At 55.1% G+C, this 17,080-nt stretch carries 14 protein-coding genes, 3 tRNA genes and 2 pseudogenes; 8 read left to right on the forward strand and 11 right to left on the reverse strand.

What is annotated here, in order from left to right; translation table 11 throughout:
• Window positions 1-167: 167 nt before the first annotated feature.
• Window positions 168-2,459, reverse strand: a complete 2,292-nt coding sequence (opgB, locus tag JNO11_RS02135) for a phosphatidylglycerol--membrane-oligosaccharide glycerophosphotransferase (protein WP_325176889.1) — start codon at window positions 2,457-2,459, stop codon at window positions 168-170.
• 222 nt (window positions 2,460-2,681) lie between these two features.
• Window positions 2,682-3,071 (reverse strand): tautomerase family protein, encoded by a 390-nt coding sequence (locus JNO11_RS02140; protein ID WP_010251498.1) that lies wholly within the window; start codon window positions 3,069-3,071, stop codon window positions 2,682-2,684.
• A gap of 102 nt (window positions 3,072-3,173) precedes the next feature.
• Here JNO11_RS02140 and JNO11_RS02145 point away from each other — a divergent pair.
• Window positions 3,174-4,092 (forward strand): annotated as a pseudogene (locus JNO11_RS02145) (LysR family transcriptional regulator).
• Here JNO11_RS02145 and JNO11_RS02150 read toward each other — a convergent pair.
• Window positions 4,069-5,082: a capsular polysaccharide synthesis protein gene (locus JNO11_RS02150; RefSeq protein WP_325176890.1), complete on the reverse strand. Its 1,014-nt coding sequence runs from the start codon at window positions 5,080-5,082 to the stop codon at window positions 4,069-4,071. The pseudogene JNO11_RS02145 and the gene JNO11_RS02150 overlap by 24 nt on opposite strands.
• A 504-nt stretch (window positions 5,083-5,586) precedes the next feature.
• Here JNO11_RS02150 and JNO11_RS02155 point away from each other — a divergent pair.
• Window positions 5,587-6,552 (forward strand): hypothetical protein, encoded by a 966-nt coding sequence (locus JNO11_RS02155; RefSeq protein WP_033759801.1) that lies wholly within the window; start codon window positions 5,587-5,589, stop codon window positions 6,550-6,552.
• Here JNO11_RS02155 and JNO11_RS02160 read toward each other — a convergent pair.
• A complete protein-coding gene (locus JNO11_RS02160; RefSeq protein ID WP_050680033.1) occupies window positions 6,534-7,088 on the reverse strand; it encodes a histidine phosphatase family protein in 555 nt (184 codons plus the stop codon). The two genes, JNO11_RS02155 and JNO11_RS02160, sit on opposite strands and share 19 nt — an antisense overlap.
• 580 nt (window positions 7,089-7,668) lie before the next feature.
• On the opposite strand from JNO11_RS02160, the gene JNO11_RS02165 reads away from it, so the two are divergent.
• The 3 genes from JNO11_RS02165 to JNO11_RS02175 all read left to right on the forward strand — a co-directional run bounded on the left by JNO11_RS02165 (window position 7,669) and on the right by JNO11_RS02175 (window position 11,164).
• Window positions 7,669-9,057 (forward strand): MFS transporter, encoded by a 1,389-nt coding sequence (locus JNO11_RS02165; RefSeq protein ID WP_010251485.1) that lies wholly within the window; start codon window positions 7,669-7,671, stop codon window positions 9,055-9,057.
• A gap of 86 nt (window positions 9,058-9,143) precedes the next feature.
• Window positions 9,144-10,166, forward strand: a complete 1,023-nt coding sequence (locus JNO11_RS02170; protein WP_045140873.1) for a LacI family DNA-binding transcriptional regulator — start codon at window positions 9,144-9,146, stop codon at window positions 10,164-10,166.
• A gap of 11 nt (window positions 10,167-10,177) precedes the next feature.
• Window positions 10,178-11,164 carry a nucleoside hydrolase gene (locus tag JNO11_RS02175; protein ID WP_325176891.1) on the forward strand — a complete coding sequence of 329 codons (987 nt, stop codon included), beginning with the start codon at window positions 10,178-10,180 and terminating at the stop codon, window positions 11,162-11,164.
• A 144-nt stretch (window positions 11,165-11,308) separates the two neighbouring features.
• On the opposite strand, the gene JNO11_RS02180 is transcribed toward JNO11_RS02175, so the two are convergent.
• The 3 genes from JNO11_RS02180 to JNO11_RS02190 form a co-directional block, all read right to left on the reverse strand.
• Complete coding sequence (locus tag JNO11_RS02180; protein WP_010251476.1) at window positions 11,309-11,773, reverse strand: YbaK/EbsC family protein; 465 nt, start codon at window positions 11,771-11,773, stop codon at window positions 11,309-11,311.
• Between the two features lie 94 nt (window positions 11,774-11,867).
• On the reverse strand, window positions 11,868-12,662 hold the full coding sequence (gene fhuF / locus JNO11_RS02185; protein WP_325176892.1) for a siderophore-iron reductase FhuF: 795 nt from the start codon (window positions 12,660-12,662) through the stop codon (window positions 11,868-11,870).
• A gap of 193 nt (window positions 12,663-12,855) precedes the next feature.
• Window positions 12,856-13,953, reverse strand: coding sequence for a GGDEF domain-containing protein (locus JNO11_RS02190; protein ID WP_325176893.1), 1,098 nt, complete (start codon window positions 13,951-13,953; stop codon window positions 12,856-12,858).
• A 231-nt stretch (window positions 13,954-14,184) separates the two neighbouring features.
• Between JNO11_RS02190 and JNO11_RS02195 the strand changes: the two are divergent.
• Window positions 14,185-14,470, forward strand: a pseudogene (locus tag JNO11_RS02195) (DUF1435 domain-containing protein).
• 161 nt (window positions 14,471-14,631) lie between these two features.
• Here the strand turns inward: JNO11_RS02195 and JNO11_RS02200 are convergent.
• The 4 genes from JNO11_RS02200 to rsmC all read right to left on the reverse strand — a co-directional run bounded on the left by JNO11_RS02200 (window position 14,632) and on the right by rsmC (window position 16,133).
• Window positions 14,632-14,718 (reverse strand) — tRNA-Leu (locus JNO11_RS02200).
• 28 nt (window positions 14,719-14,746) lie between these two features.
• Window positions 14,747-14,833: transfer RNA gene (locus tag JNO11_RS02205), tRNA-Leu, on the reverse strand.
• 30 nt (window positions 14,834-14,863) lie between these two features.
• Window positions 14,864-14,950, reverse strand: a tRNA-Leu gene (locus JNO11_RS02210).
• Window positions 14,951-15,101: 151 nt separating this feature from the next.
• Window positions 15,102-16,133: a 16S rRNA (guanine(1207)-N(2))-methyltransferase RsmC gene (gene rsmC / locus JNO11_RS02215; protein WP_010253598.1), complete on the reverse strand. Its 1,032-nt coding sequence runs from the start codon at window positions 16,131-16,133 to the stop codon at window positions 15,102-15,104.
• Window positions 16,134-16,239: 106 nt separating this feature from the next.
• Here rsmC and JNO11_RS02220 point away from each other — a divergent pair, with 106 nt between their 5' ends.
• Together JNO11_RS02220 and rimI are read left to right on the forward strand one after the other, a co-directional pair.
• Window positions 16,240-16,650 (forward strand): DNA polymerase III subunit psi, encoded by a 411-nt coding sequence (locus JNO11_RS02220; protein ID WP_022625367.1) that lies wholly within the window; start codon window positions 16,240-16,242, stop codon window positions 16,648-16,650.
• Window positions 16,622-17,062, forward strand: a complete 441-nt coding sequence (rimI, locus tag JNO11_RS02225; RefSeq protein WP_010253603.1) for a ribosomal protein S18-alanine N-acetyltransferase — start codon at window positions 16,622-16,624, stop codon at window positions 17,060-17,062. The genes JNO11_RS02220 and rimI overlap by 29 nt, the downstream gene beginning before the upstream one ends.
• Window positions 17,063-17,080 lie beyond the last annotated feature (18 nt).

Genomic DNA, 17,080 nt, shown 5'->3' on the forward strand with positions numbered 1-17,080 from the left:
GACGTATCGCCACTAAGCCGGTTACATTTTGCGCTTATCGCCGAAAAATATCAATTAGTACAACAAGTAACGTGCAACAGAGTGCGGGCTGTCTCGCAACATTTAGCTGATGGCAGGATGAGGCGACTCTGCGGAAATCCGCAGAGTCGGAAAGAGAAAAGCGGGCGTTAGGGCTGTGGCACGATTTTAATTTCAACCATGCCGATGCCCAGTTTGCGCGGATCCTGACCGGTGATATTGCCGGTGTTACTCAGCTGCGGTTCAGGTGGTGCAATCACCAGACGATGGCTGGCGCCTGGGTTGTCGAAATGCAGGGTATGCGTCGATATCTCTTCACTCAGCGACAGCAGTTGCTGCTGATCGCCGACCCGAACCGGAATCGCCCGGTGCGCATTGGGGCCATACGCACGCGCGGTGATCACCAGATCGAACTTCGCGGGCAGCGCATCGATATAGTCGATATGAACCTCGGGCGCGAGATTAGCGTTAGACCAGCGTCCCCAGTTCTCTGGCCGTGAGATGCCGCTGAAGCTTTTAACACTCTCCGGTGCGCCAGGCACGTCAAGCCGGAAGCTGTCAGCGCTGTAGCGAATGTTGTTATCTTCAATACGGATCTGCGCGAGGTTCTGCTGGTAACGCGCATCGCTGATAGCGCCCTCGGGGAAACGGACTTTGCCTTTCCACTGTGGTTTGTCGACATGCGTCACCGACGGCGTGCCGCCGAGCTGTCCCATCGCCACACAGAGATCGCCGGAAAGTGCCAGCGAAGGCTGCCAGAGTCGCGCCATCTTAAAACAGCGATCCACCCAGAGGAATTTATCGGCTGAGGCGAAATCCGCCAGCTGATAGCGCAACGGTGCCGAATATTCCCCCTCCGGCATCGGCTCGACATGTTTATCACTGATGCGGAACAGAATCGGCAATTTGAAGGTGGTTCCCGAGAAGCTGAAGATATTCTTCGCCTGATCCACCGTGAAGTTGTCTATCTTCTTCGGGAAGTTCCACAGCTGAATAATGTCGGGCTTCCAGCTCGTCACCTTACTCTTCATATCGTCGAACTGGGTGGAGAGTGAAAGCGATGAGAGGCTGCTGCGGCCCAGGCCAATCGCGTTATCGCCGCCGAGAATATCGAGCAGCGTGGCGCCGTTATCCAGCGTGCTGCGCTTCGCCTCCATCAATTCCGCCTGCGGCTTGTCACCACGGATCACCATGAAAAGATTGCGACGGGGCTGTTTGACCAGCCACGGATGCGCAGTGTTGTTCATCGCCAGATGATCCGAGCTCACCACAATCACGGTGTTTTTGAACCACGGCGACGCTTTAATGCGCGCAATCAGGCGCGCCACATGTTCCTGCGAGCAGGCGACCGCACTGAATGACTGATTCGGTTTGCCCTCAATGCTGTAGCTCCTGCGATCGCAGCTGCGTGAGATAAATCCGTCAGGATGATGGGTGTCGACGGTCAGCGTAAACAGCGCAAAAGGTTTACCGGCCTGAGAGAGTTCCTGATACTTCTCAAACACCTCATCCATTACCGTATCGTCGTAATAACCCCAGTTATTACGGTAGGTGGGATCGGCGACGCGGCTTTTCAGCTCCTGCGAACCATAAAGGTTAGCGGGATCAAAACCGTGTGATTTCAGGAAGACATCTTTCCCGGCGAAACGCAGATCGGCACCCTGAATAAACCAGTTCTGGTAGCCGGAGTTTTTCAGGATGTCGCCCAGACAGACGTTCTGAGGATAGAAGCTGGAGAGCGATGCTGACGCATTGCCATCAAATGGGGCAAACAGCGGAATGCCACACTGTGAGGCGACCATGCCCGCAATGGTGTAATCGGTACCTGGCAGCTGTTCGGTTTCGCTGAAGTCGATGCTCTGCTCTTTCTGCCGGCTCAGCTCCGGCGCTAAGCCGGGAAAGGCGATAGGGTCAAAATAGGTGCGCTCTAAGCTTTCACCATAGATGTAAACCACGTTGAGGTGCGGCTGTTCAATGCGATTACGCGGCACTTTATAGAAGTTGTCGAAGTCAGAATCTGCCAGTTGGGTATGCGACACAATCAGGGTCGCGACCTGGCGAAAGGCCGGGGTAGTCTGCACCGAGCCGAGTGCACAGGCGGCGGCCAGCAGCGACCAGCCCATGTGATGCGGACGCTTACGCCGCCGCAGAATCCACGACAGCAGGCAGAACAGCAGAAACAGCACGATGATCAGCCCAATCGCCGGCACCACATATTTACTGACACCCGCGCCGGTCAGACTGTTGGTCAGCGTATAGAGCACCGCATCGTTGATGCCGTCACCGGTAAAATAGTTGCTGGCATAGAGGGTGGCGTTCAGCACAACGAAAAGCACCAGCAGAATAAGAACGACAATAAACCAGAATTTGTTACGCCCGGCTTTACAGGAATAGATTGCAATAGCGGCCAGAAACAACGCGACGGACACCAATTCGGACAACGGCAAATCCTCTCTTCAGGGCTACGCGAGGCTTCACGCAACCGGCCACCTTCGGGGGGATGGTTTTTCGACAATCTATATTGGCTGTAATCCGGCTGCAACATATCCGGCCCGATTTGTGCGGTGAAGAGCAGATTGGTTTATTGTCATTTCAGAAGTGAGGTTATCAGGCGTGACGGTGGCTGGCGCGCACCGTCAGCAGAGCAGAAGTCAGGGCGATTTTCAGAGTTTGCCGGTGAGATATTGTGCTTCGCCGTCGGCAAAACTCCAGTCACCTTTGTCGTTTGTGATAAAGCTGATCATTAAATCGTTGCCCTGCACACCACAATGTTCACGCAGCTCACGCGCCAGCTCGGCCATGAACAGCTGTTTCTGTTCACTGCTGCGTGGGCTGGTATAGACCCGCACCATCACCAGATTATCGCTCCGGCTGAACCCCAGTCCGGTATCCTGAAACACCATCTGATAGCGCTTGTTTTCCTGAACAATCTGGTAACGATCGCGTTCCGGTACCTTAAAGGCCGTGAGCACGGCGCGGTGTGCCGCATCCAGCAGTGTACGTAGCTCTGATTCTGAACGACCCTGGATAACATCAAATTGCAGCAGTGGCATAGCGGATTCCTCCCGGTGATTAAGAACCCTATGGTGACCCCTTTATCCGGCGGGAAAAAGCGCGTAGCCTGAAATGATTATTCACGATAGTGAACAATCACGATGAAAGAGATGAAAACGGATACGCTATGGGATCATCTGCACTGGCTGACCGTACTGGCAGAGCAGGGCAGTTTTACCCGCGCGGCAGAGCGGCTCGACGTCAGCAAGGCGGCGATGAGTCAGAAAATCAAAGAGCTGGAGGAGATGGCCGGTGTGTTGCTGGTACAACGCACTACGCGCAGTGTGCGGCTGACCTCTGCCGGTGAGAAGCTGGTGGAGGAGCTACGCGAGCCTTTTTGCCCGCATTGAACAGAGTTTTTTCAGCGTGCGGGACACCGCCGGACCGGTGCGTGGCCTGGTGCGCATTACCGCACCGGTGGCGTTTGCCCGTCAGCAACTGGTGCCGATTATCGGTGAGTTTCTGCGTGATTATCCGCAGGTGCGTCTGCAGCTGGATGTGACTGACCGCATTGTGTCGCTGAGCAGCGAGGGATTTGATCTGGCCATTCGACACAGCGACACCCTGCCGGAAACCCACGTGGCACTGCCGCTGTGTGACACGCGGACATTACTGGTGGCATCACCCGCCTATCTCAACGAACAGGGGATACCGCAGTCGCCGCAGGATCTGGCGCAGCATAACTGCCTTTACTATCCACGCGGCGTCGAATCACCGCGCTGGCGGTTTACCACCACCGCGGATAACGAGCAGGTCCAGATACGGATTCAGGGCAGCTTTGCCACTAACAACAGCGAGTCGATACGCGATGCGGCCCTGCAGGGATTAGGGATCGCTATGCTGCCCGATTTCAGCGCCCGGGAGGCGCTGGCAGCAGGGTCATTGCAGCAGGTGCTGCCTGCGTGGCAGCCGGTTGAGGCCTTTGCCGCCCGCCTGTGGATCGTACGACCCTGGGCGGCGCAGGTGCCCCGCGCGGTCACCACGTTTACGCACTGGCTACGCGCGCGCTTTGACCGTTGAAGGCAATGCCAGCGCAGGTGGCGTGGTGTGCATCATCTCGCCAATCAGGCTGCTGCGGTTATATAAACCAAGCCGCAGATTGAAGTCGAGATGCAGCCGCTCGTTGCCGGTTAATTTTATAATGGGTGGCGGCGTCTGTGGCCGCTGCTGAAACATCACTGACTGCGCAAAGGCGCTGCTGCTGTCGGCATGCAGGCGCTGATAGAACCAGGCGCTGGCTTCACTTTTACGCAGATAGAGATTCGCCCGCCGGTATTCCCGCATCGCAACCTGCTGCGCCAGCGACAGGAGCTGACGAGACGGATTCTCCATATTCTGCACAATCAGCGGAAAATCATCACGCTTCTTCAGCTCATGGAAATAGTTGCGGATACCGACGTTTTTAACCGGCGCCAGCTGTTTCAGCCATTCGCGGATAAAGGGATTTTGCGGGGCGGCAGCAAGAAACCAGCTCTCGGTGACCGGTGCAAGCAGATTCAGCGTCGATTGCTCGCCATAGTAACCAATGAGATCCATTGACCGCGCTTCGTGAACGCGATGCACCCAGGCGAGATTCTCAAACAGCAATGTGCTGCAATCGATGCCGATGCCGCCATAACGGTGAATCAGCTCAAGCCGGATGATTTCACTTTTATGTGCCAGCGTCAGATCGGAAGAGATAAAGTTGAAATCGGGCAGCCACTGCGACAGGGTACGCTGCGTAATCAGATAAACCTGGTGGTCGGGGTTGTCCCGCCGGATTTTACTGATATTCAGTGCCATTGAGGCAGGCAGGTGATCGTTATGCCAGACCATCCAGACGATTTTTGGAATCTCCGGCAGATCTTTCTGCTGCGCGATCAATACGACATTATCTTCCTGACCCGGATCATATTCCGGTGCCCGACAGAGTTTCTGCTGTTTTCTATTCCATAACATCTGGCTACTGAACGATATTCTTTTCCAGTTACGCCAGATTTTATGCGCTGGACGTTGGCGATGTGAAGTCATGGTACACCTGTTATTTTTATTTTCCCGTCATAGTGCAGGCTCTGCCCGTTCCGCCAGCGGCGGGAACGGCCGACATTGCATACTGGCTGCAATCCCGATGAGTGCGGGAATTAATGAATAGTTTTCCCTGGTGGCGACGCAGTGCTGGAGCGCGCGATAGTTTCCTCACGGCTGTTTAATTGCACTGCACCTTTTTAATAAAACATTATTTACACATTAGCTATGTCTTTTTTTGACTTTAGGATAATACGGAAATAATCCGGTCACGTTATGAAAATAATAATGTCGTCACTGTTAATCATTTATTTAAATGCGGGAATAAACGCAGTTAAGGAATATCTGAATATTATTCTTAACCTGCGCGTTATCCTGCGGCCCGGGCCACAGGAACAGTGGCTATTGTACTTAACTGGTGGTGTAAGCCCGGCTCATCAATCCGCGGAATCAGACAGCCTGAAGAGGATTGTCTACGCTTAAGAAGAACTTACTGAGAAAGGAGCGCGCATGCAGAGTGAATCTTACGGGTTACTGGCGGTTGATAAGCAGGGTAATCGCGTCCTGTTTCTTAATCCGGAAACCTTCGCGGTCGAGCGGGAACTGAACGCTTTTCCACCGCGGCCGCATGAACTCCTGATGCTGGCCCCCTGGGGTAAAGCCTATGTACCCATTTTTGGCGACGGCGTTCATGGTAATAACCCGCATCCGGGTCACAAAGTGGCAATTATCGATTTACAGCGTCGGGAGATCAGCGGCTTTATCGATCTGTCGCCGCTGCGGGCACCCCACAGCGGGCAGCTGGGCCGCGATGGCAAAGTCTATCTCTGCTGTGAGCAGAGTGCCGCAGTGGCGGTGATCGATCCGCAGAGCGACAAAGTGGAAAAAATCATTCCAGTTCCTTCTCACAACGCGCATCGCCTGACGCTGTCACCCAGCGGCCGCAAGCTGTTCACCGATAACGAAGAGGATGCGACCATCACCGTGGTGGATCTCTGTGAAGCAGAGGGGCGGGTCATCGACACCATCCTGCTGCCCGGGCCGATTGCGGGCATCGCTGCCTCTCCGAAACACCCCTATCTGGTCGCCAGCGCCGCTGATGCACCGTTGCTCTATGTGATTGATCGGCAAAGCCACCGCATTCGCCAGCGCCTGACGCTGCCAGGTCATGAGCGGCCCTGTCAGGTGGTACGCTTCAGCGCCGATGGCGAGCAGCTGGTGGCGATAGGGGATCAGGAACCGCTGGTGACGCTGTTTGACGATCTGCTGAATCCGCTGGGCGACATCCGGGTAGGTAACATGCCGATGGATGGCTGTTTTACGCCAGACAGGCAACAGCTGCTGATTGCCAATCAGGATGATGGCACGCTGAGCGTGATCGATCTGGCGCAGCGTAAAGTGATTGCTACGCCGCGTGTCGGAACGGGCTGTGAGGTGCTGGGCTATTTTCCGATCGGTCAGATAAACGGACGATGATAGATCGCGGAACTCCAGTGGCGGCTGCTGGCGTGCTTCTCCGCCTGCCAGCCGCGTTTACGTAATTCGCGCGCAATCATCTTATTCATGATGCCGTGGCCCAGCAGCAGCACCGTGCCTTGCTGTGAATGCTCGATCAGCTTCTCTGCCGCCGCCGAGGCGCGGCTGCGCGCATGTTGCAGCGATTCCGCTTCACCCGCATACCCGCAGAACCACAACAGCCGCAACAGGGCCAGCCAGCACAGGGTAGGCAGCTGCACCGCGCCGGTTCGCAGCAGTGGCACGGCGACTTCGCTGAACACGGCATCAACCTCATGGGGCTGCAGACCGAGCTGGCTCAGGGAGGATTGTGCGCGAGGCAGGGGACTACAGACAATCACCGCGGCCTGACGTGCAATCTCAATACTGCGCGGCGGCGGCCCGTCACTGACCTGTGACTGATCGTAGGCTTCGCACCAGTCTGCCAGCGCCTGCACGCTCTGGCGACCTGCCGCCTGATGATCGGGTTTACCATGTCGCATCAGAATAATGGTCATAACACCTCTGCCCGGACTTTTTGTCAGAGTAACGTATTGTCTGCGCTTACAGCGATTTTTCAGAATAAATACCCGTGTCATCTCACGGTCACAGGCGTGTGCGATAACAGAGCCCGATGAAAGGATTTTAGTCAGTCTTATAACGCTTAATCATAAGAGAAAATGGTAACTTATAGTCGATGGTGATTTTTTTCAGGCGATGTGTTGCAGGTAACTGGCTGAATTTGCGCTAAAAATGCGTGATGACGGGATGTGATAGTGAAGTTTTACTAATAATTTTCATCAGGATCTATTGATTTATCTACGCGCGTAGATACACTAGGTCCCCAGTGATTGCTCACGGTGCCCGATGCACAGTAGGCCCATCGATTGTTAAGTTACATTCGCTCAGTTTAAGCGACCGGTGAAAAATACACCGGCGAAATGGGGCGAAGAACAAGATTCCAACACCAGGGAATCCTTTAACCTTTCATCATGGTTAGTCAACTGAACGTCGTCACCGGGGAATTTCCGCTTTTATCAGGGAATCGACCCATGGACGGGCGTTTATCGATCTGCATACTCATTCAGGGATAGGGTTATGACGGCACACAACTCCGTTAATCAGCAGGCATCACTGTCATCCACTTCAGCCGCCGATGAGCGGTTTAACACCCCTTCAGGCCGCAAAGATTTCTGGCGCGCCACTTTCTCATGCTGGCTCGGAACGGCAATGGAGTACGCGGATTTCGCGCTCTATGGCCTGGCGGCCGGTATTATCTTTGGCGACGTCTTCTTTCCGGAATCAACCCCTGCCATGGCACTGCTCTCCAGCTTTGCTACCTGGTCAGTCGGCTTTGTTGCCCGGCCTATCGGCGCACTCTTTTTCGGCTGGCTCGGTGACCGCAAAGGCCGAAAGGTGGTGATGATCTCCACCATCATTCTGATGGGCGCTTCCACGACGTTGATCGGCCTAATCCCGAGCTATGCCTCTATTGGCGTCTGGGCTCCTGCCTGTCTGGTTCTGCTGCGCTTTACGCAGGGTTTCGGCGCTGGCGCGGAGTTATCGGGCGGCACGGTGATGCTGGGCGAATATGCGCCGACAGAGCGTCGCGGACTGATCTCCTCCGTGATCGCACTGGGTTCTAACAGCGGCACACTGCTGGCTTCGCTGGTCTGGTTGCTGGTGGTACAAATGGATCAGCAAAGCCTGCTGGAGTGGGGCTGGCGTATTCCGTTCCTCAGCAGTGCGCTGATTGCGCTGGTTGCCTTGTGGATTCGACGTCATCTGCGCGAAACGCCGGTGTTTGAGCGCAGAAAAGCGGAGATGGAAGCGGAACGCGCAGGCGTGCTGGCCGCTCCGGTGGTGGATCAGCGGCCTTTCTTCCAGCGTACCCGTGCCTTCTGGACCATGGTTGGCCTGCGTATCGGCGAAAATGGCCCCTCCTATCTGGCGCAGGGCTTCATCGTCGGTTACGTCGCAAAGGTGCTGATGGTCGACAAGTCCGTACCAACCACTGCGGTGTTCCTCGCGTCATTGCTGGGTTTCCTGATCATTCCTTTAGCGGGCTGGCTCTCTGACCGCTTTGGTCGCCGGGTGGTTTATCGCGTGTTCTGTCTGTTACTGATGTTCTACGCCTGGCCCGCCTTTACGCTGCTCGACACGCGTGAACCGATGCTGGTGATCCCGGTTATCGTGGTCGGTATGGCGCTGGCGTCGCTGGGTATTTTTGGTGTGCAGGCGGCATGGGGCGTGGAGATGTTCGGCGTTCATCATCGCTACACCAAAATGGCAGTGGCTAAAGAACTGGGTTCCATTTTGTCCGGCGGAACCGCACCACTTATTGCCGCTGCTATGCTTTCTTATACCGGTCACTGGTGGCCGATTGCGGTTTATTTCTCGGCGATGGCCGCAATTGGGTTCTTTACCACCTTTGTCGCGCCTGAAACGCGAGGGCGGGATCTCAATCTGCCTGAAGATGCCATCTAGCTTTGCCTGAGGATGCCATCTGCCAGGATAGCGCGAAAAGCAGCAGGCCGTGTAAAGCGGCCTGTTTTTTTATGGAGGAACGTGATGTGCCTAAGTCGTTAACGGGAAAAGTGACCCGAAGTGAAGTTGCGAAAGCGGCAGGCACCTCAGTGGCAGTTGTCAGTTATGTCATCAATAACGGGCCTCGCCCGGTTGCCGAGGCGACCCGTCAGCGGGTACTGGAGGCGATTAAAGCCACCGGTTACCGGCCAAATGCGGCAGCACGCGCACTGGCATCCGGTAACACCAAAACCTTCGGATTGGTGGTGCCCAACATCGGCAATCCTTTTGTGGCCTCAATGGCGCACGTGTTGTTGCAGGAGTCGATGAATCACGGCCACGTTATGCTGCTGGGTGATGCAGGTGATGACCGGAAGCGCGAACTGGAGTTAATTCAGGGACTGCTGAATCGGCAGGTCGATGGACTCTTTTACAACAGCGTCGATCGCCATCCTTACATTGACCTGATTAAAGCCAGCGGTACGCCACTGGTCATGCTGGAGCGGGTTGAGCCTCAGCCGGGCGTTAACATGCTGCGGGTCAATGAGCGTCAGGCCGCCTGGCAGGTGACGGCACATCTGTTGAGTCATGGTTATCAGCAGGTCGGCATCATCAGCGGCCCGGTCGATATGCTTAACGCGCAGGATCGTATTCAGGGCTGGCGTGATGCCATGCAGGATCGCGGGCTGCCGATTGATGAATCGCTGATGTTTCCCGCCAGCTACACCCCACAGGGCGGATACGCTGCGGCACAAACCATGATCGCCCGGGGTCGTGTGCCTCGTGCACTGTTTACCAGCAACGAAGGTCAGGCGATTGGCGCGCTTCGCGCCTTTTCCGAACATCAGATCCGTGTGCCACAGGATGTGGCGCTGGTCTGTTTTAACGGTACCAATCACTCCTCGTTTCACGTCCCGACATTAACGACCGTGCGCCAGCCACTGCGTGAGATGGCTCGCTCTGCGATTCATATGCTGAAAGAGGGACAGAGCGAAGCGCAATTAAAGGAGTTTCCACACTACCTTGAAATCGGTGAATCCTGCGGCTGTAAGCCGCAAAGCCAGAGTTAGCCTATAAAAATATGAAAAGAATTATTATTGACTGCGATCCCGGCAACGGTATCGCGGGTGCCAACACCGATGATGGACTGGCGATTGCGCTGGCCTTAGCTTCACCTGCACTGTCGCTGGAATTAATCACCACCGTGGCCGGTAACACGCCATGTGAAGTTGGCGCGCGCGTCGCCAAAGATCTGATCGTCCGGCTGGGATTATCTATCCCGGTAATCCAGGGGGCGACGCAGGCGCTACAGGAAGATCCTGCGCCGTGGCGCGAGACGCTGGATAACCGGGTCAATCAGCTTGCGCTGGGTGAGATGTGGCAGGGCGTGCGTCAGCCAGCGGATATCGCGGCGGATGCGTTTGATGCTGCTGACGCTATCGGCAAACTGATTTGCGACAATCCGGGCGAGATTACCCTGGTGGCGATTGGCCCGCTGACGAATGTGGCGCTGGCAATGCAGCGCTATCCCGCCATGGCCGACGCTGTGGCGGAAATTGTCATCATGGGCGGTGTGTTTACGCTGGATGATTATATCAAAGACACCAATTTTGGACTGGATCCGGAAGCGGCCCATCAGGTGTTGCACAGTGGTGCAGCAGTAACGCTGGTTCCGATGGATGTCACCACGCAGACGCTGCTGACCCAGCAGGATTTGACCCGCCTTACCGCCGTCGATCATCCGCTGACCGAATTTGTGCGCGATACGCTGCGTCCCTGGATCGACTATTCGATGGCGACCCGGCAGCTGGCGGGATGCTGGATCCACGATGCGCTGGTGGTCGCCTGGTTGCTGAATCAGCGGGTCGCTTCAGGCATCGATTACCGGGTGGATATCGAACTGCGTCCCGGTGCGACGCGCGGCAAAAGCTGGCGTTATCGTCAGCCCCTTCGGCTCACTATCGGCGTGCCTGAGCAGTGCGGCGCATCGGTACATGTGCTGCATCGTGTCGATAACACGCTGCTGTTGTCGATTATTGAACAGGCATTTAAGCGCCTGAAATCCTGATATCGTGGGCGATTAACTCGCCCGCGTGCTGGCTGCGGCGGATCGGTTTCCTGAAGATCGCTGTTGCCATCAAACGCTGACGGTATCCGTCAGTTTATCAGCAGCATCAGGACGCGGGCAGAAGGTGCTAGCTGATACCCGGCATTACATTGCTTCGCACACGTCGATCCAGCGGGCGTTAGTCAGTTCAGCCATCAGCTGTGGGGTAATGCGGACGGCGCTGTGGATAGCGCCAGCGGCGGGCAGGACTTCCTCGAAACTGCGTAGTGAAACATCACAGTAAACGGTCAGCGGATTCTCAAGACCGAAAGGACAGACGCCGCCCACCGGATGGCCGGTCCAGTTAATCACCTCGTCCACGCTCAGCATTCGCGCTTTCGCCCCCAGCGCCGCTTTCAGCTTGCGATTATCCAGCCGGGCATCGCCTCGTGTCACAATCAGCACCACGTCGTTTTTCACTTTCAGTGACAGGGTTTTGGCAATCTCTCCTGGCGTCACGCCATGGGCGCGGGCAGCCATCCCGACCGTCGCAGTGCTTTCGGCCAGTTCAATAATTTCAATTTCAGGGGCGTGTTCGGCGAAGAACTGGCGCACGGACTCCAGGCTCATCTTTATCTCCAGGCTGATCGAAGGCGTAAAAATTGCCACAAGCCTCAGTGCCTGTAAACGAGATAAACGGAGAATTCAGCGTAATTAAGTCTGTTTAGCTGCCGCTCAGGGTGCAGTTGCCGCATTGTTCGACATCGGGAATGCGATAACGCTGGCAGCAGCTGCGACGGACCAGTTCGCCGTTGCGCGGGATCATGGTGCGGTAGAGCGGGTTTTCGCTGCCATCCAGCAGCCGCTGGTTGAAGAACAGCGCCTGCTCCAGTTGCAGCACCAGCGACTCATCGATCTGGCTTTTCAGCTCACCCAGGAACCACTGAAATGAGTAGCCCATATTGTTCCAGATGAGTCGGGCGTTGATATCACCATGCTGCGTAATACCATTGACCACCGGGATCAGATGCTGCTGAATCAGCCGATCGATACGCTGCTGAGGGTTAAGATAGCGCGCTTCTTCATCCTCCTGCACATCGATCCAGAAAGTGGCCGGATGACCATTCTCATGAAAACCGACGCGGATATGCTCTGGCGAGCAGTCCAGCGCACGCGACTCCTGCAACAGCGCCATGATCAGTGTTGGCAGCAGCAGGCCAAAATACCATTGCGCCCAGAGTGACAGCACCGGTTTCGCTTCACGAACGGCATCAGGATGATCGTGATAGAGATAATCGCTGTAGCGCTGAATAATTGGGGTAAAGGCTTCTGATTGTGACCAGGCGGCGAGGGTCAGCGTGTCGCGCGGCGCAGGCTGGCTGAGCTTCGTCGATTCAAGCAGATAGCTGCGCTGTTGTTGCAGCCGCTCATGCAGACTTTCCGCCAGTGGACGGTCATTCTGCCGGAAGATCATCGACTGAGCGTTAAAACGCTGTTCCTGAGCTGAAACGGTTGCCATGACGACTCGCGAAAAGTGTAGATAAGAAAGCAAATGATAATCGTTATTGATTAACTCTACAAGTCGTGTAAAAAATCGTCGTTGCGGGTGGGAAAACGGCAGGGTTGAGGTCAGTTATCCGATCGGGCAGAGCAGCAAAGAGCCGGGCATATCGCGCCGAAGCTTCAGTGATTACCGATGGCGTTACGTTTAATTAGGCATGTTCACTGGCGGCGTGATGCTGTTTTCGGGGTAAATCTTCCCAGGCAAGAATGGTATTCCGGCCCTGATTTTTAGCCACATATAATGCGCTGTCAGCATTGGCGACCGCCAGGTCAAATTCATTATCGTAAATAGGCGCGATGCCGGCACTGATGGTGACGTGGGTTGAAACGGTTTCATTAAAAAGATGAGGAATTTCTAAATCCAGCACGTACTGACGGATTCGCTCTGCCAGTTTCATGGCGATAGAACTGTTCACATTGGTCATCAATACCAGAAACTCTTCGCCGCCATAGCGGGTGACAACATCGCGTGAACGCACCGCATCACGAATTGCGACAGAGACCCGCGCCAGCGCCTGATCGCCCATCGCATGCCCGTAATTGTCGTTATAGGACTTAAAGTGATCGATATCCAGCAGCAGCACATAGTGGCTGCCAGCATGGTTTTCCAGAATATTATCGAGCCGGTTCTTAAGACCACGACGGTTATAAAGCCCGGTCAGCGGGTCGAGCATGCTGAGGTCGCTGAATGTCTCTTTCTCTTCGTAGAGCTGATGCATCAGGCGCAGAGTAAAGTTGTCGGCACGGCGGCGCATCAGATGCTGTAGTGAAAAACCAATCAGCGGCAGCGTAATGGTCAGCAGGATCAGCGGCAGGTGCTGCGCATTGTCGAGCAATAAAACGGTGAGCACCGGTGGCGTGACATGCAGACAAAAAGCCCCCAGATAGTCGCTCAGGGCGATGGCACTGATAAATAACACGCTAATCAAACTGATAATAAGAAAGCCACCATCAAAATAGAACACCTGATGAAAGCGATAATTAATATGCCAGGCCCAGAGCATTCCCAGCAGCAGCGCCACAGGATTTAACAGGGGAAGTTTTACTTTAGGCCATATTAAAAGAGAAATTAACATGATGACGCTAAAGGCCGCGACACTAATTACCGGCAGGGTCGTCTCACTTTGCTCACTGCTCATTATTGGCAGCAGATGAAATAGCGAAACGGCGATATTCAGAAACAGAAAAAGCATCACTGAAAGCCGGTATTTACTCTGTTTCAGTTCTTCATAAGATTGTAATTTCATTATAAGTACTCGTGACGACCCTGAAATACCAAAGCGCACGCCGGCAAAACCAGGTTCTGCCAGACAATGAGCAAATTATTGCTGTTGCTGTTATTAAAGGTGTTATCGGCCGCAATCTAGCATTTTCCAACTGGTCTGTCATCTTCGTTGCCGGGCGTGACAAAAACAGGCTGCAGAGCAGGCAAAACTGTCATATGATAATGGGAATGCTTATCATTTGAGGTTGGTGTCATGGGGATAGCGATTATCGCGGCCTGCGGCCTGTGGGGAGTCAGTTGGGCACTGGGTAAAAAAGCTGGATAGTGCGTGGGGCGTGTTGCTGCCGTGCATTGCGCTGCCGCTGTTCGCCTTATGGGAACCGAGCTTCAGCCAGTGGCGGATGGTGATGACGGTTGCGCTGCTGCTGACTGTCGTGATGCTGTTTAACCAGCGGCTGCGTCACTATCTGCTGTTGCCATCCTGTCTGGCGTTAGCGGGCGGACTGGCGGCTGTCTCTGTGAATTTTCATCTGAATTAACATAAGCGGAATGGTTAAAACCAGCGAACGGCGTGAAGCGGCTGGAAAAGGTAAAGCGACCGAAAAACAGAACAACTGGAAAAGGTAAAACGAGCAGGGGGTAAAACGAAACTACAGGGGAACAGAAGAGATGAGCGGGAAAGGCCTGAAGATGACAACGTTGGTGCGAAGAGAGGGACTTGAACCCTCACGTCCGTTAAGACACTAACACCTGAAGCTAGCGCGTCTACCAATTCCGCCACCTTCGCATCGAGTTGTCTGTTCATATCACCGCAATGGTGCGAAGAGAGGGACTTGAACCCTCACGTCCGTTAAGACACTAACACCTGAAGCTAGCGCGTCTACCAATTCCGCCACCTTCGCGCAGTGCTCGCGATATGAAACTTGTGATTTTGGTGCGAAGAGAGGGACTTGAACCCTCGCGTCCGTTAGGACACTAACACCTGAAGCTAGCGCGTCTACCAATTCCGCCACCTTCGCATACCCGTAACACCTTGAGAATGTTACAACCACGGAGGCGCATTCTAGAGATTTTACTCTTTGCGTCAACAACTATTTCGTCGGGCTGAAACGATCGCTGTAAAAAACAACGTTTTCAGCCCGGCAAAGCAGTTAACGGCAGGAAAAACCCTTAGCGCGTTTTGGCACCGCGACCATAGACGGCACGGTAAACTTTAAAGCGGCCGGTTTGCGCGATGACTTCGTGACTGCCGAAGGCTTCATCCAGCGCCTGCGGATAGGGCAGGAAGGTGTTGGCAACGATACGCAACTCGCCGCCGGTATTCAGGTGCTTCACCGCACCACGAATCAGCGCCTGTGCGGCGTCGAGGCTGGTCTGAGTGCCTTCATGGAAGGGAGGATTAGAGATAATCATGTCGAAACGACCGGTTACGTCAGAGAAGACGTTGCTGGCGAAGACTTCGCCCTCAATGCCATTGGCGGCCAGCGTCGCTTTACTCGCTTCAATCGCCGCTGCATGCACGTCACACAGCCACAGACGCACTTTAGGCGAACGGGCAGGCAGTGAGGCGGCAATCACGCCCGCGCCACAGCCCATATCCAGCACTTTACCTTTGGTGTGCGGGGTAAAGGTCGACAGCAGCAGTGCGCTGCCACTATCCAGACCGTCACGGCTGAAGACGCCAGGCAGGGTATGAATCGTCAGACCATCAAGCTGATACTGGTGACCAAAGGTGCTGGCATCGAATTCAGGCTGCTTGTCGAGGCGACCGTGGTAGAGACCACAGCGACGCGCGCTGTCGATCTTCTCCAGCTTCACCCACGACTCCATCATGCCTTCGGCGCTGCGCACGCCGCTGCGGTTTTCACCGACCACGAACACGTCGCAGCCCACCGGCAGCAGCGACAGCAGGTTCTGCAGCTGGAACTGCACTTCCGGCTTATTCTTGGTCCAGAAGTAGACCAGGGTATCGCAGCCCTGCACATCTTCGGCCTGCGCAACCATTCCGTAACGCGCCTGTTCGCCCATACGGCGGCTCAGGTTTTGCCAGTGATGATATTGCTGGGTGTGAACGCGCGATGAGGCGGTTTCCAGCTGAGCGGGCAGGTCATCCTGCAGATCGCCAGCAAATAAAACATGGCGGGCGGTAAATTCATCACTGTGGCGCAGAATGACTTCGCTGGCCGGGGTAAAAGCAGACATGTAGGGCTCCTGTAAGATCTGAGCGGGGATTATAGTGGTTTGTTGGCGCATGTTCGATGGGTTTGCTAGCATAGCGTCGCATTCAGGCAGCAGAACAGGTAACACCATGACGTCCAGGCGCGACTGGCTTTTACAGCAAATGGGAATTACGCAGTACCAACTGCGCCGCCCGCGCGTGCTTCAGGGCGAAATTGCCGTCACGCTGGCACCGGACACGCAGTTAATTATTGTCGCTGACGCGCCCCCCGGTTTACATGAACCGCTGATGCGCGATGTGCTGCATGCCCTCAATCTGCAACCCGCCCAGGTAATGACCGTGACACCGGATCAGCTGCAAATGCTGCCGGAGACGCTGAACTGCGCGGGCTGGCTGCTCGGCGTAGAGAGCGAACAGACTTTCAATGGCGTGGCATTAACCAGCGCCTCTTTCAATGAACTGATCAGCAGCGGCGTCGCCAAACGCGCGCTCTGGCAACAGATGTGTAACCATGACAGCCATCTCTTTACTCACCCCTGACGATCTGGCGCAGGCCTTCGCCATTGAGTGTCGTAGTCACGCGTTTCCCTGGAGTGAAAAGACGTTTGCCAGCAATCAGGGCGAGCGCTTTATCAATTTACGTCTCGACGTTGACGGCAAAATGGCCGCCTTTGCGATTACGCAGGTGGTACTGGACGAAGCCTCGCTGTTTAACATCGCGGTCGATCCCGCTTTTCAGCGCCGGGGATTGGGCCGCCAGCTGTTGCAGCATTTGATCGATGAGTTGATCAAACGCGACGTGCTGACGCTGTGGCTGGAAGTGCGGGCCTCGAACCTGCCCGCCATCGCGCTCTATGAGCAGCTTGGATTCAATCAGGTCAGTCGTCGCCCCAACTATTATCCCACCGCCAGCGGCCGTGAAGATGCCATTCTCATGGCACTGACGCCGTAGCGGTGTTAAGGAGCTTTA

The sequence above is a fragment of the Pantoea sp. 1B4 genome, assembly GCF_016925765.1.
GTDB classification, from domain to species: domain Bacteria; phylum Pseudomonadota; class Gammaproteobacteria; order Enterobacterales; family Enterobacteriaceae; genus Pantoea; species Pantoea agglomerans.